The sequence below is a fragment of the Myxococcus sp. AM010 genome (assembly GCF_013372585.1).
In the GTDB taxonomy this organism is placed as follows: Bacteria; Myxococcota; Myxococcia; order Myxococcales; family Myxococcaceae; genus Myxococcus; species Myxococcus vastator.
The window spans coordinates 32,890-56,761 of sequence record NZ_JABXEO010000057.1 but is presented as its reverse complement, the minus strand read 5'-3'; the positions used below and the strand labels follow the sequence as shown (position 1 = coordinate 56,761).

General features: G+C 69.0%; 22 protein-coding genes. 9 read left to right on the top strand and 13 right to left on the bottom strand.

Features of this window, described 5'->3' with window-relative positions; all coding sequences use genetic code 11:
- The 6 genes from HV826_RS24085 to HV826_RS24060 all read right to left on the bottom strand — a co-directional run.
- On the bottom strand, positions 1–139 hold a 139-nt coding region (locus tag HV826_RS24085; protein ID WP_228556459.1), incomplete at its 3' end, for a GTP-binding protein.
- Positions 140–283: 144 nt separating this feature from the next.
- Entirely contained in the window at positions 284–2,359 is a 2,076-nt protein-coding gene (gene fusA / locus HV826_RS24080) for an elongation factor G (RefSeq protein ID WP_176419344.1), read from the bottom strand.
- Positions 2,360–2,503: 144 nt separating this feature from the next.
- Positions 2,504–2,974 carry a 30S ribosomal protein S7 gene (gene rpsG, locus HV826_RS24075; protein WP_011553340.1) on the bottom strand — a complete coding sequence of 157 codons (471 nt, stop codon included), beginning with the start codon at positions 2,972–2,974 and terminating at the stop codon, positions 2,504–2,506.
- 150 nt (positions 2,975–3,124) lie between these two features.
- On the bottom strand, positions 3,125–3,496 hold the full coding sequence (gene rpsL, locus HV826_RS24070; RefSeq protein WP_002637381.1) for a 30S ribosomal protein S12: 372 nt from the start codon (positions 3,494–3,496) through the stop codon (positions 3,125–3,127).
- Between the two features lie 221 nt (positions 3,497–3,717).
- The gene (rimI, locus tag HV826_RS24065; protein WP_176419343.1) at positions 3,718–4,212 is read right to left on the bottom strand and encodes a ribosomal protein S18-alanine N-acetyltransferase; all 495 of its coding nucleotides are present in this window, start codon (positions 4,210–4,212) and stop codon (positions 3,718–3,720) included.
- Positions 4,209–4,907, bottom strand: a complete 699-nt coding sequence (locus HV826_RS24060; RefSeq protein WP_255208478.1) for a hypothetical protein — start codon at positions 4,905–4,907, stop codon at positions 4,209–4,211. Before HV826_RS24060 ends, rimI begins: the two co-directional genes overlap by 4 nt.
- A 112-nt stretch (positions 4,908–5,019) precedes the next feature.
- Between HV826_RS24060 and dnaJ the strand changes: the two genes are divergently transcribed.
- The 5 genes from dnaJ to HV826_RS24035 all read left to right on the top strand — a co-directional run bounded on the left by dnaJ (position 5,020) and on the right by HV826_RS24035 (position 13,169).
- On the top strand, positions 5,020–6,183 hold the full coding sequence (gene dnaJ, locus HV826_RS24055; RefSeq protein ID WP_176419341.1) for a molecular chaperone DnaJ: 1,164 nt from the start codon (positions 5,020–5,022) through the stop codon (positions 6,181–6,183).
- A 91-nt stretch (positions 6,184–6,274) separates the two neighbouring features.
- Complete coding sequence (locus tag HV826_RS24050; RefSeq protein ID WP_176419340.1) at positions 6,275–7,006, top strand: HEAT repeat domain-containing protein; 732 nt, start codon at positions 6,275–6,277, stop codon at positions 7,004–7,006.
- A 100-nt stretch (positions 7,007–7,106) separates the two neighbouring features.
- Positions 7,107–8,804: a hybrid sensor histidine kinase/response regulator gene (locus tag HV826_RS24045; protein WP_176419339.1), complete on the top strand. Its 1,698-nt coding sequence runs from the start codon at positions 7,107–7,109 to the stop codon at positions 8,802–8,804.
- A gap of 75 nt (positions 8,805–8,879) precedes the next feature.
- Positions 8,880–10,601 (top strand): arginine--tRNA ligase, encoded by a 1,722-nt coding sequence (gene argS, locus HV826_RS24040; RefSeq protein WP_176419338.1) that lies wholly within the window; start codon positions 8,880–8,882, stop codon positions 10,599–10,601.
- Positions 10,602–10,613: 12 nt separating this feature from the next.
- Positions 10,614–13,169, top strand: coding sequence for a 1-acyl-sn-glycerol-3-phosphate acyltransferase (locus HV826_RS24035; RefSeq protein WP_176419337.1), 2,556 nt, complete (start codon positions 10,614–10,616; stop codon positions 13,167–13,169).
- 15 nt (positions 13,170–13,184) lie between these two features.
- Here the strand turns inward: HV826_RS24035 and HV826_RS24030 are convergent, their stop codons facing one another.
- Positions 13,185–13,550, bottom strand: coding sequence for a hypothetical protein (locus tag HV826_RS24030; protein WP_176419301.1), 366 nt, complete (start codon positions 13,548–13,550; stop codon positions 13,185–13,187).
- Positions 13,551–13,583: 33 nt separating this feature from the next.
- Here HV826_RS24030 and HV826_RS24025 point away from each other — a divergent pair, with 33 nt between their 5' ends.
- Complete coding sequence (locus tag HV826_RS24025) at positions 13,584–14,777, top strand: type II CAAX endopeptidase family protein (RefSeq protein ID WP_217918756.1); 1,194 nt, start codon at positions 13,584–13,586, stop codon at positions 14,775–14,777.
- A 16-nt stretch (positions 14,778–14,793) separates the two neighbouring features.
- Here the strand turns inward: HV826_RS24025 and HV826_RS24020 are convergent, their stop codons facing one another.
- From HV826_RS24020 to HV826_RS24010, 3 genes are all read right to left on the bottom strand, one after another.
- Positions 14,794–15,009, bottom strand: a complete 216-nt coding sequence (locus tag HV826_RS24020; protein ID WP_140798334.1) for a DUF5818 domain-containing protein — start codon at positions 15,007–15,009, stop codon at positions 14,794–14,796.
- Positions 15,006–16,799 (bottom strand): S8 family serine peptidase, encoded by a 1,794-nt coding sequence (locus HV826_RS24015; protein ID WP_176419336.1) that lies wholly within the window; start codon positions 16,797–16,799, stop codon positions 15,006–15,008. Before HV826_RS24015 ends, HV826_RS24020 begins: the two co-directional genes overlap by 4 nt.
- A gap of 162 nt (positions 16,800–16,961) precedes the next feature.
- Positions 16,962–17,594, bottom strand: a complete 633-nt coding sequence (locus HV826_RS24010) for a serine aminopeptidase domain-containing protein (protein ID WP_176419335.1) — start codon at positions 17,592–17,594, stop codon at positions 16,962–16,964.
- 160 nt (positions 17,595–17,754) lie between these two features.
- Between HV826_RS24010 and HV826_RS24005 the strand changes: the two genes are divergently transcribed.
- Positions 17,755–18,705, top strand: coding sequence for a hypothetical protein (locus HV826_RS24005; protein ID WP_176419334.1), 951 nt, complete (start codon positions 17,755–17,757; stop codon positions 18,703–18,705).
- Between the two features lie 87 nt (positions 18,706–18,792).
- Here the strand turns inward: HV826_RS24005 and HV826_RS24000 are convergent, their stop codons facing one another.
- Genes HV826_RS24000 through HV826_RS23990 form a run of 3 tightly spaced genes read right to left on the bottom strand, consistent with a single transcriptional unit; the run spans position 18,793 to position 21,951 of the window.
- The gene (locus HV826_RS24000) at positions 18,793–19,989 is read right to left on the bottom strand and encodes a class I SAM-dependent rRNA methyltransferase (protein WP_176419333.1); all 1,197 of its coding nucleotides are present in this window, start codon (positions 19,987–19,989) and stop codon (positions 18,793–18,795) included.
- 4 nt (positions 19,990–19,993) lie between these two features.
- A complete protein-coding gene (locus HV826_RS23995) occupies positions 19,994–20,812 on the bottom strand; it encodes an HAD-IIB family hydrolase (protein WP_176419332.1) in 819 nt (272 codons plus the stop codon).
- The gene (locus HV826_RS23990; RefSeq protein WP_176419331.1) at positions 20,812–21,951 is read right to left on the bottom strand and encodes a hypothetical protein; all 1,140 of its coding nucleotides are present in this window, start codon (positions 21,949–21,951) and stop codon (positions 20,812–20,814) included. Before HV826_RS23990 ends, HV826_RS23995 begins: the two co-directional genes overlap by 1 nt.
- A 52-nt stretch (positions 21,952–22,003) precedes the next feature.
- Between HV826_RS23990 and HV826_RS23985 the strand changes: the two genes are divergently transcribed.
- Positions 22,004–22,975, top strand: coding sequence for a magnesium transporter CorA family protein (locus HV826_RS23985; protein WP_255208123.1), 972 nt, complete (start codon positions 22,004–22,006; stop codon positions 22,973–22,975).
- Between the two features lie 22 nt (positions 22,976–22,997).
- Positions 22,998–23,795 (top strand): alpha/beta fold hydrolase, encoded by a 798-nt coding sequence (locus HV826_RS23980; protein WP_176419330.1) that lies wholly within the window; start codon positions 22,998–23,000, stop codon positions 23,793–23,795.
- Positions 23,796–23,872: the final 77 nt, after the last annotated feature.

The window sequence follows — 23,872 nt, the reverse complement described above, 5'->3', positions numbered from 1 at the left end:
ACGCCAGAAACGTGGCGCCGCCCGTCTTCGCCAGCACCTTCGTGATGGCGGCCGTCAGCGACGTCTTGCCGTGGTCCACGTGTCCGATCGTGCCGATGTTCACGTGGGGCTTGTTACGCTCGAACTTTTCCTTGGCCATGGCCTCTCCTCACGGGGTTGCCGGTCCGAAGCCCGGCACGTCTCGACTCGCGGAAAACAACTGCGAAGGTGCTGCGTCCTGCTCCAAACCCGCCACAACGTCAACTGAAATCGCCCGGCCGGTCCGCGGCCGGGCCGAAGCCACTCAGCGGTTGAGCGCCGACTTGGGCGCGGGCGCGTAGTGACTGAACTGCATGGTGTACGTCGCCCTTCCCTGGCTGCGGCTACGCAGGTCGGTCGAGTAGCCGAACATGGCCGCCAGGGGCACCTGCGCCTGGATGGCCTGCACGCGGCCAGGCCGGGGGGTCATGCCCAGCACCTTCCCGCGCCGCCCGTTCAGGTCGCCGATGACGTCGCCCATGAAGTCATCGGGCGTGACGATTTCGCAGCTCATGATGGGCTCGAGGAGCACGGGCGTGGCCGTGCGCACGGCGTCCTTGAACGCCAGCGAGCCGGCGATCTTGAACGCCATCTCGCTGGAGTCCACGTCGTGCATGGAGCCGTCGAAGGCCTCCACCTTCACGTCCACCATGGGGTAGCCGGCCACCGGGCCGTTCTGCATGGCCTCCGCGCACCCGGCCTTCACCGCGTCAACGAACTCCTTGGACACCGCGCCGCCGGTGACCTTGTTCTCGAAGGAGAAGCCCTGCCCGGGCTCATTGGGGGCCACGCGCAGCCAGATGTGGCCGTACTGGCCTCGGCCGCCCGTCTGGCGGATGTACTTCCCCTCCATCTCCACCCGGGAGGTGACCGTCTCGCGGTAGGCCACCTGGGGCTTGCCGATGTTCGCGTCGACCTTGAACTCGCGCAGGAGGCGGTCGACGATGATTTCCAGGTGGAGCTCGCCCATGCCGGCGATGAGCGTCTGCCCTGTCTCCTCGTTCGTCTTCACGCGGAAGGACGGGTCCTCCATGGCCAGGCGCTGCAGCGACTGGAGGATCTTGTCCTGGTCCGCGGTCGACTTCGGCTCGATGGCGATGTCGATGACGGGCTCGGGGAACTCCATCCGCTCCAGGATGATGGGCTGCTTGTCGTCACAGAGCGTGTCACCCGTGCCGGCCAGCTTCAGGCCCACCACCGCGCAGATATCACCGGCGTAGCACTCGGTGATTTCGTCCTTCTTGTCCGCGCGCATCTGCACCAGCCGGCTGACCCGCTCGCGCTTGCCCTTCACCGAGTTCCACACCGCCGAACCCGCCTCCAGCTTGCCGGAGTAGACGCGGAGGAAGGTCAGCGTCTGGGACTGGAACGAGGGGTCGTTCATGATCTTGAACGCCAGCGCGCTGAAGGGCGCGTCGTCCCGCGTCTCGCGCACGGCGTCCTCGCCGTTGGGCGTCTTGCCGTGGATGGGCGGCACCTCCAGCGGGCTTGGCAGGTAGTCCACCACCGCGTCCAGCAGCGGCTGCACGCCCTTGTGGCGGAAGGCCGAGCCGCAGAACACCGGGAACAGCTTCAGGCCCACGCAGCCCTTGCGGATGGCGCCACGCACTTCGGCCTCGGTCAGCTCCACGCCCTCGAGGAACTTCTCGGTGAGCGCGTCGTCCTGCTCGGCCGCGGCCTCGAGCAGCTCGGCGCGGGCGGCGTCCGCCTCCTCCTTGAGCTCCTCGGGGATGTCCGTCTCGTCGTAGCGGCTGCCCTGCTCCGAGTCCTGGAACACCAGGGCCTTCATCTTCAGCAGGTCGATGACGCCGCGGTGCTTGTCCTCCGCGCCCAGCGGCAGCTGCATGCGGACCGCACGCGCGCCCAGCTTCTCGCGGATGGTTCCCACGGACATCTCGAAGTCGGCGCCCACCCGGTCCATCTTGTTGATGAAGCAGATGCGGGGAACCTTGTACTTGTCCGCCTGGCGCCACACTGTCTCCGACTGCGGCTCCACGCCGTTCACCGCGTCGAACACGGCGATGGCGCCGTCCAGCACGCGCAGGCTGCGCTCCACCTCGATGGTGAAGTCCACGTGTCCCGGTGTGTCGATGATGTTGACGCGGTAACGCTGGTCGTGCCGCTGCCAGAAGGCGGAGATGGCGGCGGACGTGATCGTGATGCCGCGCTCACGCTCCTGGACCATCCAGTCGGTGGTGGTGTTGCCTTCGTGCACCTCGCCCATCCGGTGGATGGCGCCGGTGTAGAAGAGGATGCGCTCCGTGGTCGTCGTCTTGCCGGCATCGATGTGCGCCATGATGCCGATGTTGCGGTAGCGCTCGAGGGGGTACTCACGGGCCATGACTCAATACCTCTCCAGGAAGGAAGGGCGGGCCCGAGGCCTCGACACCTGCCGGCCGGACGATTTCAGAGAACCTGCTACATCTAACAAAACCGCCCGGATGCATCCTCTGCATCCGGGCGGCAACCGCGAAGCCTCTAGGGCCTACCAGCGGTAGTGAGCGAAGGCCTTGTTGGCCTCCGCCATCTTGTGCGTGTCTTCACGCTTCTTCACCGCGTTGCCGCGGTTGTTGGCGGCGTCCATGATCTCACCGGCCAGCTTCTCCTGCATGGTCTTCTCACCACGCGCCTTGGAGTAGGTGATGATCCAACGCATGCCGAGCGCCACGCGGCGGTCCTGACGGACCTCGACGGGCACCTGGTAGGTGGCGCCACCGACGCGACGGCTCTTGACCTCAAGCACCGGCTTGACGTTGTCGAGGGCCTTCTTGAAGGTCTTGAGGGGGTCTTCCTTCGCGCGCTCCTCGATGAGGGCGAAGGCACCGTAGCAAACGCCTTCCGCGATGGACTTCTTGCCCTTCCGCATCAGGTCGTTGACGAACTTGGTGACGAGCCGGTCCTGGAACTTCGGATCCGGAAGAATCTTGCGCTTGGCGACTACGCGACGGCGAGGCATCTCTTCTCTCTTCCCTTACGCCCCACTCCCATTGGGAGAAATCCACGGGGCTTCAAGTGCTGCAGGAGGAACTTCACAAGGACGCTCCCCAGGGTGCGGGGCAATGCGTCCAGACGCTGCGCTACAGAAGGTGATCCGCGCGACGAGCGATCAGCTCGGACGCTTCGCGCCGTACTTGGAGCGGCTCTGCTTGCGACCCGCGACACCCACGGAGTCCAGCGTTCCACGGACGATGTGGTAGCGGACACCCGGGAGGTCCTTCACACGGCCACCGCGAATCATCACCACCGAGTGCTCCTGGAGGTTGTGACCCACGCCGGGGATGTAGGACGTGACCTCGATCCCGTTCGTCAGACGAACACGGGCCACCTTGCGGAGGGCCGAGTTCGGCTTCTTCGGGGTCGTGGTGTACACGCGCGTGCAGACGCCACGCTTCTGAGGGGACTCCTTGAGCGCGGGGCTCTTGCCCTTGACGACGAGCTTCTCGCGGCCCTTGCGGACCAGCTGGCTAATGGTCGGCACTGATACCTCTTCTTCGGGTTCGTCGCCGCCAGAGACACCAGGCGGCGCATATCTACCTACAGGACTACGGAAAGGCGCGCGAGTATAGGAAGGGGCCTCTCCGTGTCAAGCACGGCCTGTCCCTTGCCTACAACCGGCCAGGGTCCCAGGTCCCATTTCCTGCCTCGGCGCTTCCACGCACGGCGGGTCTACAACGGGGCGGTCCTCTACTCCGCGTGAGGTTAGAAGTCGAGGACCATCACGACGGCGTCCTCGCCCTCGTCGACGTAGTAGTTCGGCCGGATGCCGACCGGGCGGAAGCCGAAGGCCCGGTAGAGCTGGAGCGCGGCCTCGTTGCTCTTGCGCACCTCCAGGGTGGCCAGGGTGCAGCGCCTGGCCCTCCCCCGCTCAAGGACCTCGTCCATGACGGCCCGCGCCACGCCCCGGCGCCGGTGTTTGGGCGCGGTGGCCACGTTCAGCACGTGCACCTCGTCATGGACGATCCAGAAGATGGCCAGCCCCAGCAGCTCCGGCCCATCCGCCTCCCGCTCCTCCTCCACGAGGAGGATGGTGGACCATTCGTGCTGAAGCTCGCGCTTGAGCAGGTCCTGGGACCAGGGGTTCTTGAACGCGGCCTGCTCCAGCAGCATGACCGCGGGCAGGTCCTCCGACACCATCTGCCGGATGGTGTAGCCGTGCCGGGCCCCGGGCGCCGGCTCCTCGCGCATCCGCCTCATCGGCTTGCCTCCCGGGCAAAGGGCGCCACGCGGCGCACCTGCGCCGAGGCCCGCACCTGCGCCAGCTCTTCCGCCGCCAGCGCCCCATACCGCTCCCGAACCAGCTTCTCCCGGATGGCGGCGCGCGCCGCCTCGTAGCCTTCCGGATATTCGTCCGCGTGCTGCTCGAAGTGGCGGCGGACCTCCGTCTCACCCACCTGCGCTCGCAGCCGGATGCGGCTGTCGAGGATGCGCTCGGCCCGAAGCCCCCGGGCCAGCACCCGCTCCAACCCCTGTACGTCCACGTCATGGCGGGACAGGAACCGCTTCAAGGCCGCCTCCCCTCCCAGCCCCGCCTGGAACGCCTCCACCCGCGCCTGGACCTCCGCGGGCTCGGCCGGGAAGGCCTGCAGCCGGTCCGCGTTCAGGACCTGGACCCGTTGGTTGATGATGAACTCCAAGGCCCCCCGGAGCGTGTCCTCGTCGAGGGGAAGCGCCAGGGCCTGCACGCCCCCTCGCTGGAGGAGCGCGACCCGGGCCTCGAAGCGCAGCTCGCTCAAGGTGAGCACCTGGCCCTCGATGATGGCCACCACCCGGTCCGCGACCCGGGCCTCCACGGCGGACGGCGGGGCAGCCGCGTTCCCCACGGCCGGCGCCAGCGAGAGCCAGCCCGCAAGCCACAGGGTATCCGCGCCGAGCCAGCGAGGCGGTGACATGGGCTCCCTCATCCTCCGGCGACTTTATACATCTCGCACGGTCCGGACAGTCCTTGCTGGCGCGTGCCTACCGGCTGGTTACGTTGAATCGGGTACACCACGGCGGGAACAAATGGCGGACGACTACTACCAGACCCTCGGCGTTGACCGGTCGGCTTCAGCGGAGGACGTCAAGAAGGCGTACCGCAAGCTGGCACGCAAGTACCACCCGGACGTCAACCCGGGCAACAAGGCCGCCGAGGAGAAGTTCAAGCAAGTCAGCGCGGCGTTCGAGGTGCTGTCGGACGCTCGGAAGCGCAAGCTCTACGACGAGTTCGGCCCGGACGCGGAGAAGATTGGCTTCGACGAGAAGAAGGCGGAGGCCTATCGGGCCTACAAAGCCTCGGCCGGGAGCGCTGGCGCCGGGGGCATCCCCTACGGCGCCGAGGGCTTCGACCTGGGTGACCTCTTCGGCGACCTGTTCGGAGGCCGCGGCGGTGGCGCCCCGGGGGGCGTCGACATTGGCGAGATGTTCGGGCGTCGCGCTCGCGGCTCCGGACCCGAGCGTGGAGACGACCTGACGGTTCGCGTCCAGCTCACCCTGGCCGAGGCCGTCTCTGGTACCGAGCGCCCCCTGGCCTTCAGCCGTCCGGGCCGCTGCGCCACGTGCAGCGGCAGGGGCACATCCGGGCCAGTGTCCACCTGCACCGTCTGCAACGGCACGGGCCGGTCCCGCCGGTCCGGGAGCCTGTTCGGCGGCGCGGGGGCGTGCCCCAACTGCCACGGCACGGGCAAGGCCGCTCCGCCCTGCTCCCAGTGCGGGGGCTCGGGGATGAAGGAGGAGCAGGCCCGGCTGACGGTGAAGATTCCCGCGGGCGTGCACACTGGCTCAAAGGTGCGGCTCTCCGGCCAGGGCGCGGCGGGGACACGAGGCGGCCCCCCGGGTGATCTCTACATCGAGACCGAGGTGGCCGAGCATCCGCTCGTGCGTCGCGAGGGCGACGACCTGCACCTCGACCTGCCCGTGACGGTCTCCGAGGCCCTGCTGGGCGCCGACGTGCGTGTCCCCACGTTCCAGGGGGAGGTCACCGTGAAGGTGCTCCCCCATTCCCAATCTGGCCGCCGGATGCGGCTGAAGGGGCGCGGGGTGCCCTCGCTCAAGGGCGGAGCACAGGGCGACCTGTACCTCCACCTCCAGGTGAAGGTCCCCGAGGAGACCACCGCCGAGGCCCGGGCCGCCGCCGAGGCGCTCGCCCGGGCCTACCAGGGCGACGTCCGCCGCGAGCTGACGCTCTAGCCTCTTGCCTCTTGTCCTGGGCGCCGCACCGTCATAGACGGACGGCGCCCCACCTTCTCACGCCGCCGAACCATACGGAGCACACGCGCACATGGGCCTCTTAGACATCTTCACGGGCGGCTCGGGCCCCGAGAAAGCCCTCAAGCTCAAGCCCAAGGTCACCCAGAAGTACGGAGACCCCGCGACCCGGCAGAAGGCCCTCCAACAGCTGGGGGAGATGAAGGTCCCCGAGGCCGTGTCCGTGCTGCTCAGCCGCTTCACCATCACCGTGGACCCGCTCACCACGGACGCGGATGAGAAGGAGCACACGTTCGAGCTGGTGAAGAGCTTCGGCAAGGACGTCGCCGTGCCTCCCATCCTGGAGTTCCTGCGCACCAGCGAGCAGGCCGCTTCCTGGGCCCTGCGGCTGCTCGGTGAGCTGACCTCCGAAGAGGAGACCATCACCGCCTGCGTGAGCGCGCTCCAGCACCTGTCCGCCCACTACACGCGCAACCCGGAAAAGCGGGTGGTGCTGCTGCACCACGTGGCCGGCAGCCAGGACCCCCGCATCCCCCCCGCGGTGGTGCCCTTCCTGGAGGACATGTCGGACGACGTGAAGATCGCCGCGCTCAAGACGCTGGGCGCCTTCAAGTACGAGCCGGCGCGCGAGCCCATGCTGAAGCTGCTCACCGCCGACGAGACGGCTCGCCGGGTGCAGACGTCCGTGCTCAGCGCGCTGGCGGAAGGCGGCTTCTCCGTGGAGGGCTACCAGGAGAAGGTGGAGCCGCTGCTGGTGGAGCCCTACGCCCTGGGCAACGACCAGCGCATCCAGCGCCGGGCCTGAGCCCCGGCTGTCGGCCAGCCGACATGGACACTGTCCTCCGGAAGGCCTCCGAGGACAGAGGCCGTTCACATGCGCGCGGAACTTGAGCAAGGATTCACCCGTGCGCTCAAAGAAGAAGGGGACGCTGGCGGAAGTCGTACCACTGCGTCCGGTCGCGAAGGCGGCCAAGAAGACTCCGAAGCGGCCCGCGAAGCCGCTCCCCTCGGTGGATGCGGATGTTGCTCACCGCGCCCTGCTGGAGATGTCGCGGCACCTGACGGACAACGCGGGGCCCACCGAAGCGCTCCGCTCCCACCTGCAGACCCTCCACACGCTCCTCAAGCCGAAGGTCTGCTACGTGGCGCGCTACTTCCCTTCCCGGGAGCAGCTCCACGTCGAGCACGTGCGAGGCCGCTACGACGACCGCGTCACCGCCGCCGTCCCGGGCGAGGGCGTGGTGGGCCGGGCCTTCTCCCAGAAGGCGCTGCTGCGTGATGGGGACCTCATCGCGGTGCCGCTCGAGGGCCCGCAGGGCGTCGGTGGCGTCCTGGTGGTGCTGGGCTCCCGGCGCGAGCCGTCCGACACCCTGTTGCAATCCCTGGCCGCGCAGCTCACCGCCGCCTACGAAGTGGCGCGCCTGCGTGACGACAGCGCCCGCCGCAACAAGGACCTGCAGACGGCCATCGCCGGCCTCAAGAGCCTGGAGCAGAACCGCGAGGAGCTGCTGGGCAACGTCTCGCATGACTTGAAGAACCCGCTCACCACCATCAAGTCCTACCTGGCGATGATGGGCCGCGAGAAGCTGGGGCCCCTCACGGATGCCCAGCGCCGCGCGGTGCAGATCTGCGACCGGAACTCGGACCGGATGCTGCGCATGGTGAATGACCTGCTGCTCATGTCCCGGCTCCAGTCCGGGAAGATGCAGCTCAATCAACGTCCCTTCGGACTCAAGGCCGTGGCGGAGGAAGTGGTGCGCTCGCTGGGGGCGCTCGCGGAGCACTGCAAGGTGCGCGTGGTGATTCCCCCCTGCCCCGAGGTGTTCGTCCGCGGCGACCGCGAGCGCATCGCCGAGGCCATCCACAACCTCGTGGAGAACGGCATCCACCACAGTGAGGCGGACGACACCGTCGAGGTGCGCGTCTCCGCCGAGGACGGCCTGGCCATGTTGACCGTGAAGGACAGCGGTCCGGGCATGTCCAGCGAGGCCCTGGAGCACGTCTTCGATGCCTTCTACCGCGCCACCCCGGGCATGCCTCGGCCGCCCGGTGCGGGGCTCGGGCTGCCCCTGGTGGGGAAGATTGTCGCCCTCCACGGCGGACGCATGGAGAGCGCCAGCGTCCTGGGTGAAGGCAGCACGTTCCAGATGGTGCTCCCCATGTTCGCCGGCGCCGTCAGCGCGCCGGAGATGGCCCAGGCCGCGCCCAAGTCCGGCGGCATCCTGCTGGTGGAGGACGACGCCGACTGCCGCGAGGTGCTCCAGCAGGTGCTGGAGCAGGAAGGCTACCGGGTGATGGCCACCTCGGGCGCCTCCGAGGCACGGTCCATCCTCTCCCACATCCGGCCGGCCATGGTCCTGCTCGACCTGCGGCTGAGCGAGGAGGACGGGCAGTCGGTGCTCCGCTACATCCGCGGCAACGAGTCGCTATCGGACATCGTCGTGTACATCATCTCTGGAGCCACCGAGGTGGCGTCGCTCACTTCGGGCCAGGGGCTGGAGCGCATCGACGGCTTCTTCGAAAAACCTCTCAACCTGCCCAAGCTGCTGGACACCGTCTCCGCGGTGGTCCGGCCCAGCCGACGAGCCCCCGCCGTGCCATGAGTCAGGGATTCGTCGTGGGTGCGAACAAGAGGTGGCCGTTGGCCACCTCGGTTTGTCTAGTATCCGCGCGGTCCCATGAGCACATCCGTCTATTCCCGCTACCGCGCCGCCTTCGCCCAGGCTCTTGCCACTGCCCTGGGCGTGTCGGCCGCCGACATCGAAGCCCAGGTCAAGCCCGCCGAGCCGGCGCACGGCGACCTCAGCTTCGCCACCTTCCCACTCGCCAAGGCCCAGAAGAAGGCCCCGCCCGCCATCGCCGCCGGGCTGGCGCAGTCGCTCAGTGTCCCTGGGCTGGAAATCAAGGCCGTGGGGCCGTACGTCAACGCACGCTTCACCGCCCTGCCCTTCACGGCGGAGGTCATCGACGCCGCGCGCGGCGCGGGCATTCGCTACGGCGGTGACGAGGACGCGGGCCGCGGCAAGACAGTGGCCATCGACTACTCGTCGCCGAACATCGCCAAGCCGATTGGCTTCCACCACATCCGCACGACGTTCCTCGGCCACTGCATCGCCAACATCTACCGGGCGCTGGGCTGGCGGGTGGAGGGCATCAACTACCTGGGCGACTGGGGCAAGCAGTTCGGCCTGGTGGCCGTGGGCTTCCAGGAGTACGGCGACCCCGCCCGCATCGACGACATGGGCCACCTGGTGGAGGTGTACGTCAAGGCCAACAAGCGCGCCGAGGCCGAGCCCGAGTTCGACGAGAAGGCCCGCGCCTTCTTCCGCCGCATGGAGGCCGGCGACGCCGAGGCCCTCAAGCTCTGGAACCAGTTCCGGGACACTAGCATCAAGGGCTTCAAGACGATCTACGCGCGGATGGGCATCGCGTTCGAGCACATCGAAGGAGAGAGCCGCTACCAGGGGAAGATGGACGCGGTCATCGACCAGATTGCGAAGAAGCCCGGCGTGAAGGAGTCGCAGGGCGCGCTCATCGTCGACCTGCCCTACGCGGAGAACGAGCCGCCCATCCTGCTGAAGAAGAACGACGGCAGCACGCTGTACGCCACGCGTGACCTGGCCGCCGCGCAAGACAGGTACGAGCGCTTCCAGTTCGACAAGTCGCTCTACGTCGTCGCACAGGACCAGGCGCTGCACTTCCGGCAGGTGTTCCGCACGCTGAAGGAGATGGACCTGCCCTGGGCGGACCGCACCGTCCACGTCGCGTTCGGCCGCATCCACGGCATGAGCACGCGCAAGGGACAGGTGGTCCAGCTCAACGACGTGCTGGACGAGGCGCGCGAGCGCGTCTCCGTCAAGGTGCGGGAGAACGTGGAGGCCGGCCGCATCCAGACGGACGACGCGGACGCTCTCTCCGAGCAGATCGCCCTGGGCGCCATCGCCTTTGGCGACCTCAAGCACAAGCGCGCCAGCGACTACACCTTCGACTGGGACGAGGTGCTCAGCTTCGAGGGCCACACCGGCCCCTATCTCCAGTACGCCCACGCGCGCGCCGTCAACGTGCTGCGCAAGGGCGGTGGCGCGCCGGCCAGCTACGACGCGGCCCTGTTGACGCTCCCTGAGGAGCAGGCCCTGCTGCGCGAACTCATGCGCCTGCCCGAGGTGGTGCGCGACGCGGCGGAGCAGTACGAGCCCAGCCTCGTGGCGCGGCTGCTGCTCGACGTGGCCTCGGCGCTCAGCCGCTACTACACGCTGGGCAACCAGGAGCGCGACAAGCGCATCAACGTCGAAGGCAATGACGCGCTGCGTGCTGCGCGACTCGCCCTCATCGACGCCGCCCGGGTTACGCTGGCCGCGGGGCTGACGCTGCTGGGCATTCCCACGCCCGACAACATGTAGCCGGGAGCATTCTTGGAGACCGCGCTGTCACCGACTGCGAATCAGGGAGCGTCCTCGCTGAAGGACGAGTTCGGCCCCATGGGCCGGGCGCTGGGAACGCGCTACCTGGAGAGCGTTCACTTCCCGCCGGAAGCAGAAACTGAGCTCCGGGGCCTGCACGCGAAAGGCTTCGTGGTGCACGTCATGCGCACCACCGCCTGGGTGAACTTCCTCTACCTGACGTGGGCCATGGTGCGCCGGGCGCTGCCGCCCGTGCGCGCCGTGGTGAACCTGCGGCCGTGGTTCACCCGCCCCTGGCGACAGGCGAAGCAGCGCGGTGACTTCACGCAGCGCTTCGAGCACGCCCGGCAGACGGGGGGCAGCGGCCTGGTCTTCCTGCGCCGCACCGCCCTACTCCGGCCGTCCGGAAAGGAGACGCGCGAGGACCCCTTCCCCGCCCTGGTGGCCATGGCCCGCCAGTCCGACACGCCGGTGTACCTGGTGCCGGAGTTGTTCGTCTGGGAGAAGCGCCCCGCGCGCCTGAAGCCCAACTGGGTGGACGTGGTGTTCGGCAGCCCGGAGGCACCGGGCTTCCTGCACTCGATGCTGGCCTTCTTCCGGAACTACAAGCGCGCGCAGTTCCGCGTGGGCGAGCCCATCGACCTGCAGCGCTTCGTCGCGGAGAACCCTCGCGACTCGGATGACGTGCTGGCCCGAAAGGTGCGCAGCAGCCTCCACGTCCACCTCGCGCGCGAGACGCGGGCCGTGTTCGGTCCGCCGGTGAAGCCCGCCTCGCGCGTCATCGACGAGACGCTGCGCGACAGGGCCCTGCGCAAGGTGGTGGAGGAGTGCGCGGCGGAATCCGGGCGCAAGCCGGCGAGCGTGCTGCGCGAGGCGCGCCGCAACCTGGAGGCCATCGCCGCCAAGCCCAGCCCCACCGCGCTGGCCTTCACCTCTCCCGTGCTGGAGTGGGTGTTCAACCGCATCTACGACGGCATGCACGTGGACGAGGCGGGCCTCCACCGCGCGCTCAAGGCCGCGAGCCATGCGCCCATCGTCCTGTGCCCCAGCCACAAGAGCCACGTCGACTACCTGGTGATGAGCTGGGTGCTGTGGAACCGGGGCTACGCGGTGCCCCTGGTGGCCGCCGGCGCCAACCTCTCCTTCTGGCCCCTGGGCACCTTCTTCCGCCGCTGCGGCGCGTTCTTCCTCCGGCGCTCCTTCAAGGGCGACAAGGTCTACGCCGCGTCCTTCAAGGCCTACGTGCGCAAGCTGGTGCATGACGGTATCCACCAGGAGTTCTTCCCGGAAGGCGGCCGTTCGCGTACGGGCAAGCTGCTGCTGCCCAAGCTGGGCATGTTCACCTGGCAGGTGGAGTCCGTGCTGGAGGGCGCGCGCGATGACCTCATCTTCGTGCCGGTGGCCATCGACTACGAGAAGGTCGTCGAGTCCGGCAGCTACTCGAAGGAGCTCGCAGGCGGCGAGAAGAAGCCTGAGGACCTCAAGGCGCTCTTGAGCACGCCCAAGGTGCTGGCGGCGCGGTATGGCCGCATCCACCTGGGGTTCGACGAGCCCATCTCCCTGCGCGCGTTCATGCAGGCGCGTGGCATCAACCCGGACGAACCGGTGTCGGACGAGCAGAAGAAGGGGCTCGTCCGCGCGCTGGGCAACCGGGTGATGTACGGCATCAGCAAGGTGTCCACGGTGACGCCGCACGCGCTGGTCAGCACCGCCCTGCTCTCGCACCGCCGCCGCGGCCTGACGCAGCGGGAGATGGCGGACCGCATCAACATCCTGCGCCGCATCGCCGTGGAGGAGGGCTCGCCGCAGTCGGTGGAGATGCGCAACGCCCCCAGCAACCCGGAGACGATGGGGCCCATCCAGGACGCCATGCGCACGTTCATCTCCGACGAGATGGTGCGCACCCAGGAAGCGCGCGGCGAGGTCATCTACCAGGTGGAGGACGCACGCCGCCCGGAGCTGTCCTTCTACAAGAACACGCTGATGAACCTGGTGGCCTCCCGGAGCCTCGTGGCCAACGCCATGCTGGCCAGCGGCAGCCCCGCGCCCTTCGACACCGTGAAGGAGCGCGCGCTGTTCCTGTCCCGCCTCTTCAAGGTGGAGTTCATCTATCGGGTGGGTACCACGTTCGACTCCATCTTCGCGGAGACGGTGGAGCGGCTGGAGCGCATGGGCCTGGTGCTCGAGGAGAACGAGACGCTCCGCGTGGCCCCCGAGGCCCACGCGCGTCCGGACCTGGAGTTCCTGGCCGACATGCTGCGCGACTACCTGGAGGCCTACCTGCTGGCGGCCATGACGCTCCAGGACGTGGCCAACGGCACCGTCGAGGACCGGAAGTCCTTCGTGAAGATGGCCCTGGAAACGGGCCGCGCGGAGTACCACGCCGGCCGCATCACCGCCTCCGAGTCCCTGGCCAAGGTGACGCTGGAGAACGCGGTGGCGTTCCTCGTGGATCAGAAGCTGCTCATCGAGGCCGACAAGAAGCTGACGCTGGGCCCCGCCGCCACCGAGCAGCAGGCCCGCACCCAGCTCGTTGACGATATCCGTGGGTACCTGAAGCGCGGCTGAGCGGGCCGCCGGTCCTCAGGGGTGCGTCGTGACCTCCACGCGGAGCTCGGCCGGCAGCGGGGTTCCTTCCAAGTCCGTGAGGCTTTCACGCAGGACGAGGGTGTGAAGCGTCGCCGGCGAGAGCACCTCGCCGGTGACGAGTTCAAAGGCATTGAGCCCCAGATACTGGACGATTCGCCGCCGCGGCAACAGCACCGGACGCTCCGGTGTGCTGCCACGCCACGCGCGAATCTGGTACGCCTGCGGCCTCGGTCCGGGCTTCCACCTGGAACGCCGCCCGTGCGACGTGCCCGCCCCCACGCCACACCCCAGGACGCCCAGGATGCGAAAGCCACGCCTCCACGTCCGCCGCGCTGTTCGAGCCAGGATGAAGGACGTCAAGGTTCGAAACGTATAGGAACAGGAGAAAGCCCGTTGGAAGACGCCACCCCCAGCGACGTTGCGCCCCCTCCACCGGGGCCGCCCTCTGGCACCCGCTACAGCACGAGCCCCAAATGGCTGGCGGTGGTGAGCGCCGCGCTCGCACTCGGCGCGTTCATCCTCGTGGGCGGCACCGTCCAGCTCGCCAACCCGGCCTTCGGCATCTGGTTCACCGAGCTGGTCGTGTTCCTGGGGCTTGGGTGGGTGATGCTGCGCAACGCGGGCTGGCGCCCCGTCCTCTACACGGGGCTGCTGCCAGCGCCGCGAGCGGCCACCCTCTTCGGCTTCCTCCTGGGTGTGGCGAACTTCTTCGCGGTGGTGGTCCCCATCCAGTTCCTGGCCCAGTCGGTGGCGCCGGAGTGGCTGACGCGGATGTTCGACAGCTCGAAGCTGTTCGCGGACCAGACACCGCTGGAGCTGGCCTTCATCCTCCTGGGGGTGTCGGTGGCCGCGCCCGTCTGCGAGGAGTTCTTCTTCCGCGGCATCTTCCAGCGGGGCCTCACGCCACCGGCGCCCGCGCCCACCACCGCGCCCCTGGTCATCTCCGCCGTGGTGTTCAGCGCCTTCCACCTGGACCCGGTGGGCTTCCTGGCTCGCACGGAGCTGGGCCTGCTCTTCGGGTGGCTCTACCTGCGCACCGGCTCGCTGTGGCCCGCCATTGGCGCCCACGCGGCCAACAACCTGGTGTCCTCGGTGCTGTTCCTGTCCGCCAAGGCCCTGGGCGCCGAGGCCTCCGAAGCCACGTCTGAAGCGACGGACCCTCGCCTGGTGCTCGTGCTCGCGGCGGCGGGCTGGGCGGGCATGAGCGTCCTGCTGTCCTACGCGCGGCGGCAGCCCGGCGTCTGGGGCCCCGGCACGCGCGCCAGCGACGAGGAGGCCCGGGAGCCCGGCCCCACGCCTTCGCTGGCGCGGCTGATGCTTCCCTGGGTGGTGGGGGCCACGGTGTCACTGGGCCTGCTGGTGGCAGTGGACTCGCGAGGCCTGTCCCTCAACTTCTACGACGCGCAGCACCCGCTACCAACGCTGGAGGCCCGCTCGGCCCCCGCGCTGCATGCGGAGCGCAAGGCGTTGAGCGCGCTGCGCGCCTCGGCGCGCCGAGGGGAGCTGCCCATGGAGGCCTACTACGAGGAGCGGCAGCGGCAGATTCGCGCGCACCGCGTCCAGACCGGGCCAGGGCTGAAGCCCTGACCCGCGGCGTGCCGCTTCAGACGAAGCGGTACGTGCTGACGTGGAAGATGGGGCCCACCATGGCGCTGGTGAGCGTGTCCCCGTCCACGCTGCCTTCGGCTTCGATGCGCTGCCCGTCCTTCTTCAGCTTCCGGTCTCCGCCAGCGAGCTGGTACGTCGTGCCGTCGTCGCCCTCCAGCACCCAGACGCCCGTTTCGATGTCACGGAAGACGACGCGGCCCGTGAGCTTCATGCGTCCTCCTTCTGGAGCATCGCGCGGGCGATGACGAGGCAGATGAGGGTGTTGAAGCCCAGCCAGGGCTTGGCGAGGAACGCGAAGGGCAGCCACGCCAGCGCCGGCGCCCCGGCCCAGGCCGTGTAGGCCAGGAAGCCCGCGAAGCCGAGCGCCAGGCCCCCCATGGCCGACCGCAGCCCCCGCCACTTGATGGCCGGCAGTGACAGGAGCAGCGGGATGAGCGCGCTGTAGAACAGCGGGTTCACCGTCCGGCCCCGGCCGAAGATGATGCGCTCCCAGTCCGGGAGGGGCAGCGACGCCACCTGCACCGCGTCCCCCGCGGCCCCCTCCGCGCCCCCGAACCAGCCACGCAGGAAGAAGGCGCCCACCGTGGACAGCAACAAGGGGATGAGGAATGCGGGCCGCACCAGCACGTTGAGGTAGCCCGGCCGCGCCCGGCCTCGCAGCGTCAGCAGCACGAACGCCAGCAGCGCCAGCGCCCAGTACAGCGGCGGCCACTGCGCCGAGCCCCCGCCGCGCAGCGACGCGAGCGACGCCTCCGCGTTGAGCAGGCCGTGGCCGTACTGCTCGCTCCACGCCTGGTCCGCCGACTTCTTCGCGCCCGCGTAGAGGGCCTGCTCCACCTCGTCCGGGCCCTTTGCGCCGGCCGCGTAGAGCATCGCAGCCACCGCCGCGACGTGCGGCGTGGCCATGCTGGTGCCTTGGTAGGACGCGTAGACGAAGCGCGAGACGTCGCGCGGGTCCAGCGTGTTCTGGAGGATGCCCCCCTGGTCGCCCCGGCGCTTGTCACCACCCGGCGCAGCGATGTCCAGCTCCTTTCCGTAGGAGGAGTACGGGGCCAGCACGCCGTCCGGCCCCACGGCCGACACCGCCACCGCGCCCGGGTAGGCTGCGGGGAACTCCACCGTCGCGCGCCCGCCGTTGCCGGCCGCGGCCACCACGGTGACGCCCTTCTTGCGCGCGTACTCCACCGCGCTGGCCATCACCTGCGAGTACGCCCCGCCGCCCAGGGACAGGTTGATGACGTTCGCGCCCTTGTCCGCCGCGAAGCGGATGGCGTCCGCGATGTCCGCCGTGTTCCCGCCACCGAAGTGGTTGAGCACCTTGACGGGCATCAGCGTCGCGTCGAAGGCCACGCCCGCCACGCCTTCACCATTGTTGGTGGCCTGGGCGATGGTGCCCGCCACGTGCGTGCCGTGCCCGTGGTCGTCGTTGGCGTGTTCGTCGTCGTTGACGAAGTCGAAGCCCTTCACGAACTTCACGCCCTTGAGGTCCGGCGCCTGCTTGAAGTCGCCGTGGTCCTCGTACGCGATGCCGGTGTCCAGCACCGCCACCACCACGCCCGTGCCCCGGTTGCGCTCCCAGGCCTTGGGCATGTCGATCATCCGCAGGTTCCACTGCTGCGCGAAGTGCGGGTCGTTCGGCGTGAAGCTGGCGCGGACCTCCATCAGCGGCTCGGCGGCCTCCACGGCCGGGTGCTGGCGGATGCGCTCGAGCACCCCGTCCACGTCGTCCACGCCGACCGCCACCGTGAGGGCCTCGTCGGCGCTCTCCACGGAGTTGAGCTCCAGGTCGACGCCCCAGTCGGCCTCCCAGGCGTCGAACTCCGCCTTCGTCGTGCCGTCCTTGAAGTCCACGACGATGGCGCTCGCCACCACGTCCCGGGCGTCGAGCGTTCGCAGATTCGCGGGGGGAGGCGTGTCCTGCTCACGAGAAGCGGGCGCACAGGCGGCCGTCAGCGTCAGGGCCAGCGCCGCGCCACCCAGGGTCCATCGCACCATCCGCATCAGGCCACTCCTTGAGAAACGAAACACGCGTCTGGAAGACCCCTACGAACGAACGTCGCGACGATTGGGTCTGCACCGACAGTCTGGATGTCCCCTCTCCCTGCGTGCAAGGGCGGCAAGGAGGAGAAACGTGAAGAAGTACGATGGTTTGCGCTACACCGGTCATCCGCCGGAGAGCCGCCGCAGCCAGGCCGCGACGGCCCGGCCGACCTGAGGAAGGTTCCGCTGGAAGGTGGGACCGGCATCGTCGATGACCTCTAAGTCGCCCCCCGTCCGAGCGACAGCGGCGGAGACGGCGGCCCGGGGCAGCCGGGTGTCCTCCTCGCCCTGTACCACCAGGAGCGGGCACGTCACCCGGGACAGGACCTCCGGCGCCACCAGGGCCGGGGCCACCAGACACAGGCCGCCCACGGCGGGGTACTTCGCCTGAAGCGCCAGGGCCACCTGAGCGCCCCCGTGGAGCGACGCCACGGCCAGCGCGTGGGTCCCCGCGTTCTCCAGGAGCATCCGCATGGCGGCCTCCGCGTCCGCCAGCAACTCCAGGTCCCGGCCCCGCTTGCCCTGGCTGGCCCCCACACCCCGGTGGTTGAAGCGCAGCGTCGGAAAGCCCGCGTTCGCCACCGCCCAGACGAGCTCCGCCGCGATGACGTGGTCCATCCCGCCCCCCTCGTCCGGCCGGGGCGGAATCACGAGCAGCGGCGGTACCCGGCTCCCTCGGTGCGTGGTGCCCTCCATGACCTCCGAACCCACCGGCACCAGCGTCGCGCGCTCGAGGAACTGACCTTTCTGGACCATGCCCCACCTTAATCCCTCCCCCCTCGCGTGGCCGCCCACACGCGGCGTCCGACAAGAACCCACACACGATTTCACGCAAAATCTCCGCCAGAAGGAAACTTCCAGGTGGATTCGAGGACAATGCGGAAACACCCCCAGATTCCGCAGGAGCCCCCACCTCATGAGCACCATCCAGCGCGGACGGAACAGCATCGCGCAGACCTCCCGCAGCACCGCCGACCGTGTTCGTGGAGGTGGCTCACCTGCCACCAACACCGTGCAGCCTCCCGTGACGGGTGGCGCCGCTCAGCGCGGCGTCGTGGTGGATGGCTTCGACAGCCGCTCCGCGCAGACGCGCGCCGTGGGTGGCGTCTTCACCGCGCCCGCGGGCTCCAAGGACAAGGTCTTCGACGGCAAGCTGGTGGGCGCCGGCGGCCAGACGTTCGAGCCGAACACGCCGCTCAACCAGGTGCCCGCCTTCGTTCCGGCGAACAACCCGAACGCCACGGCGACGGTCGTCTACGTCAACGGCATCAGCACCAACAAGGACGGCCAGGCGCGCGAGCTGCAGGCCATCGCGAACAGCACCGGCATGCGCACCCTCGGCGTGCACAACGCCACGTCCGGGATGATCGCCGACGTCATCCAGGCCGCGAAGGACAAGCTGAACAAGGGCAAGAACCCCGCGGTCGACTCGCTGTCGGACATCGTCTACTCCGAGCTGAAGGCGGGCCGTGACATCCACCTGATGGGCTACAGCCACGGCGGCCTCATCACCTCGCGCGCGCTGAAGGATGTCGGCAACCGGCTGCGCATCGAAGATGGGATGTCCAAGGCGCAGGTGGAGCAGCTGCTCAGTCGCGTCAACGTGGAGACCTTCGGCGCGGCGGCGGCTACCTACCCGGACGGCCCCAACTACGTGCACTACGTCAACAACAAGGACGCGGTGCCCGTCATCTTCGGACAGGGAAGCAAGGGCTGGACGCCGGGCGACCTGTTCCGCGACGCTGGCAAGGGCGCGCAGGTCCACCACTTCTCCGAGGGGGGCATGTTCAGCGGCGCCCACTCGCTGACGGAGACGTACCTGAACCACCGCGCCCCGTTCGACGAGGCCCGCACCGGCAACTTCTGAGCCGCCCTCTCCCAACGGGAGACAGCAGAGGCCACGAGGTTCATCACCTCGTGGCCTCTTGCGTTTCAGCCCTGGAGCGCGGGCGCGCTACACGGACTGCAGCACGTAGAACTTGAGGTACTTCCCCTCCGGGAACTGCAGGCGCACCGGGTGGTCCGGCGGCTGGTAGCGCTCCTCGACGAGCGCCAGGTCCACGCCCGCCTTGAAGCCCGCCTCGCGCACCGCGCCCATGAAGTCGTCCGGAGTCACCCGCGCCGAGCACGACGCCGTCGCCAGCAGCCCGCCCGGCCGGAGGAGGGCCAGCGCCTGCCGGTTGAGGGACGCGTACCCGTCGATGGCCGCCTGCACCGCGCGCTGAGTCTTGGCGAAGGCGGGCGGGTCCAGGATGATGAGGTCGAAGGTGCGGCCCTCGTCCTTGAAGGACTGGATGATCTTGAAGACGTCCGCGGCCAGGAAGTCGTGCTTCTCCGCGGCGAGGCCGTTGCGCGTGAAGTTCTCCCGGGCCAGCGCGATGGCGTCCGGGTCCTGATCCACGGAGAACACGCTGTTGGCCCCGCCCAGCGCCGCGTTGACGGAGAAGCCGCCGCTGAAGCTGAAGCAGTTGAGCACGTCGCGGCCCTTGCCCAGCCGCCGGATGAGGTAGCGGTTCTCCCGCTGGTCCAGGAAGAAGCCCGTCTTCTGCCCCTTCCATGCGTCCACCATGAAGGTGGCCCCGCGCTCGCGGATGGGAATCAGCTCCGGGGCCTCGTGGCCGTAGAGCATCTTCCCGGAGCCGCGGCCCTCGTCCTCGTCGACGTCGTCGCGGCCCACCTCGTCGCGGCCGATGATGCCCTTGAGCCCGGGCACGCCGGCCTTCAGCGCCTCGATGAGGAGCGGCCGGTATGGCGTGAGGCCCGCGGAGTACAGCTTCATCACCGCCCAGCCCGCGTACAGATCCACCACCACGCCCGGCAGGCCGTCGCCCTCGCCATGAATCAGGCGGTAGCTGTCCGTGTCGGTGAGGTCGATGAGCGCCGTGCGCTCGGACAGGGCCTGACGCACCCGCCGGGTGATGAAGCCCGCGTCCACGGTGTCGCGGGGGTCGCGCGTGAGCACACGCACGGCGATGGCCGAGTGCGGGTCATAGTACCCGCGCGCCACGAACTTCCCGTTCTCCGTCAGGTCCACCACGCTGCCGGCCGGAATCCTCGGTACGTGCTCCAGCGCCTTGCGGAACACCCACGGGTGCCCCGCGCGCAGGTGGCGCCCCAGCCCGCGCGCCAGCTCCAGCTTCACGACATTCACGGTGTCACTCCTCACGAGCCGCGCCGCGGCCCCTCCGGGCCAGGATGGCGCGAGCCAGTTCCTCGAAGCCCCGCCCCTCGGGCGCCCGGGTGATGAAAGCAGGTGGTGCCTCGATGCGGTCCAGGACGGCCCGCACGTTGGCCACGCCCACGCCCAGTCCAAAGGCGGCGAACATCGGGGCGTCGTTGAAAGAATCCCCCGCGTATACATAACGGCCGTCACGCGGGTCCAGCCGTTCGCCCCACGCCGTCCGCGCGAAGCGCCGCGTGGCACTCAGCTTGTCGAAGCGCCCCAGCCAGCAGTTGATGTGGACCGACGAGCGCACGGCCGTCACGCCCCGGGCCACCAGCAGGGACTCGATGCGGTCCGCCCCCGCGGCCCCCAGGCGGGCCTCCTCGTTGTAGTCCACCGCCAGGTCCACTTCCGTGTACGCGCTGTCCATCGACAGCCGCGCGCCAGGCACCTGCTTGAGGACCCGGGCCACCTCGGACTGGAGCCGCCGCCGGTTGGCCACCCGCTCCGCCGGCGCCTCCGCGTAGACCTTCCGCAGCCGGCCGTGCGCGCCCTTCAGGAAGAACAGGCCGCCGTTCTCCACGATGACGCCATCCACGGGGAGCTGCCGCGCCCAGGCCTCTCCCCAGCCCGCCGGGCGGCCGCTCACCAACACCACGCGAAGACCCGCGGACGACAGGCGCTCCAGCGCCCCCACCGTGTCCGAGCGCAGCTTGTGGTCCGTGGTCAGCGTTCCATCCACGTCCGTGAAGACGCCCTCCACGCGGGACAGGTCGGCCTCGCGAAGCGGGCGCGGGACTCGCGCGTTCATCACATCACGTCCAGGCCGGCGAGCAGCCCCTGGAAGGTGACGATGGTGGACCGCAGCTCGTCGGGCGGGAGCTGGCCCACCTGGAGCTTGCGCGCCTTGCGCAGGAAGGCGTCCAGCTCCGTCGCGCGGCCGTAGAGGGACTGGCCGCTGCCGGCCGCCTCGGCCAGGGCCCGGGCCGCGCCCGCGGGGTCCGAGCCCACCAGCGCCATGGCGCGCTCCAGCCGGACACCGCACGACGCCCATACCTCACGGTCATGGATGATGAGCAGCTGCCGCTGGTTCACCGCGGACAGGCCTTGAACAAAGGTGTCCAGGGCCTCCACCACCGCCACCAGCTCCGCGCGGGACGGGTTCGGGAGGATGGCCAGGCGGCCCACCTCCGCGCGCATCTCCACGACGTGCCGCTTGTCCTGCGCGCGCAGGTTCCGGTACGCGGCCGTGCGCCCGAAGGCGTCCAGCTCCGTCTGGAGCTGCTGGGCATTCCACTGCACGTCCTGCGCCTCCGCATCGCGGACCTTCTTCAGGCGCGCGGTGAGGATGCGGCCCAGGTCGGCGGTGATGGCGCGGACCGTCACCGCGGCCTTCACCTCCGCCGCGTAGCCCGGCACCACCTGGGCCCGCGTCACCTCGCCCAGGAGGCTCGCCGACTCGAACACCAGGTTGCTCATCTGCTCGCGGAACCGGGCGCGGACGCGCTGGATTTCCGCCAGCAGCGTCCACCGGTCGCTCACCACCGACGGGTTGCGCATGGCCTCGCCCAGCTGGGTGATGCCCTGGGCAATCTGGCTCATCGCCTCCTGGAGGATGCCGACGGGGGCCTGCGTGCTGGCGCCACCCGGGGACTGCGCGGGGAACTCTTCCCGGATGACGTTGAGCAGGCCGTTGACGTCCATCACCGTGTCGCGGATGACGGGCGCCATCTCCTCCCACAGGGAGAGGTCCGGGGAGGAGTCCACGACGGGCGCCTCGTACCGCACCAGGTCGAGGTCGCTCAGCCGGGAGATGGCGTGCGCGGTGGCGACGTACACCTTGCGCAGGCGGCCGGCGAACGCCGGATCCGGATGGGACTGGAGGATTTCTTCGAGCCTCGCGGACAGCGAGGCCTGGGGGGTCTCAGCGGCTTCAGACACGGGTGTCACACTCTAGCGCTCGACTTCCGCGCGGGGGAGTTCTAGCACTCGCCTGCGGGCCATGCCGCTGGCTTGGGAGCGCTACGGGATGATTCAGGTCTGTCTTGTGAAGGACGGTCAACTTCTCACCGGTGGTGAAGAGCTGCTGGGCGAGGAGGGCCGGAAGTGGATCGACGTCCTTCATCCGACCGAGGAGGTGTTGGCCCGGCTGGCCGCGCGGTTCGGGCTGCACAAGCTGGCCGTGGAGGACTGCCTCCACCTGGACCAACGGCCCAAGCTGGAGGAATACCCCAACCACCAGTTCGTCGTCCTCCAGGGATTCTCCGTCACGGGCAAGGACATCTGCGAGCTGACGTTGCACGAGCACCACTACTTCCTGGCGAAGGACTGGCTCATCAGCGTCCACGAGCTCCCCTTCACCGGCCACGACACGGTGTTGCGCCGCGTGAAGGACGACCCGCAGGCGACGCTCATCCGCGGGACGGACTTCGTCTTCTACATGCTCGCGGACACGCTGGTGGACGCGCAGTTCCCCATCCTCGACGCGTTCAGTGACGAGCTCGAGGACCTGGAGGGCGCCATCTTCGAGAAGCCGGAGAAGTCCCACCTGCACCGCATCTTCGCCCTGAAGCGGATGCTGGTGACGCTCCGGCGGGTGCTGTCGCCCCAGCGCGACGTGGTGGGCCTGCTGTCCCGGCGCGGCATCCCCCATGTCCACGAGAAGACGACGCTCTACTTCCGTGACGTGTACGACCATCTGGTGCGGCTGTACGAGCAGATTGATGCCGGGCGCGACATCATCGGCAACGTGATTGATGGCTACCTGTCCATGGTGGCGAACAAGACGAACGACATCTCCAAGCAGCTCACCATCTTCGCCACCATCTTCCTGCCGCTGTCCTGCATCGTCGGCTTCTTCGGCCAGAACTTCGACCGGCTCTACACGAACGGCGCCTGGTACTTGATGTGGGCGTCGATTCTCGGGCTGCCGGTGGGGATGATCTTCTGGTTCAAGCACAAAGAGTGGCTCTGACATTTCCGCGAGGAGAGGAAACATGCTGACCGTCACCGTGGATGGCGTCCCCCTGCACTACCAGGACGAGGGCAAGGGCCTGCCCGTGCTGCTGCTGCATGCGTTTCCGCTCAACGGCAGCGCGTTCGACAAGCAAGTGAAGGCGCTGTCGGGGCGCTACCGCTTCATCGTCCCGGACATCCGGGGCTTCGGTGAGAGCGCGCTGGGCGACGGTCCCACGGAGATGTCCCGCATCGCGCGTGACGTGCTGGCGCTGCTGGACGCGCTGAACCTGGACACCGTGGTGGTGGGCGGCGTGTCCATGGGGGGCTACGCCGCCATGGCCCTGCTGCGCGAGGACGCGGGCCGCGTCAGCGGGCTGGTGTTGATGGACACGCAGGCCACCGCGGACGACGCGGAAGGCAAGGCGCGGCGGGAGACCTCCGCGAAGCAGGCGCTGGAGTCCGGCGTGGAGCCCATCATCCAGGCCATGCTTCCCAAGCTGGTGGCCTCGGGACCGGACTCACCGGTGGCCCAGGAAGTGGCCGCGTTGATGCGCGCGGCCTCGCCCGCGGGGGTCGCTGCCGCGCAGCGCGGCATGGCCCTGCGTCCGGACAGCAAGGACATGCTGGCGCGGTACGCAGGCCCGGCACTGGTCGTGGTGGGAGAGCACGACACGCTCACCCCGCCAGCCAAGGCGAAGGAGATCGCCGGACTGATTGCCGGGGCGAAGCTGGAGGTCATTCCGGAGGCGGGGCACCTGGCCAACCAGGAACAGCCCGATCGGGTCAACGCCGTGCTGGAGGCCTTCCTGACGTCGCTTCAGGGGCCCAGGGCTTGAGTGAAGGCTGGTGGCTCGCCGTGCCCCATGCGAGCATGCGGGCCGGACGTTCCAGCCCGTTTCCGCCGAGGGTGCCG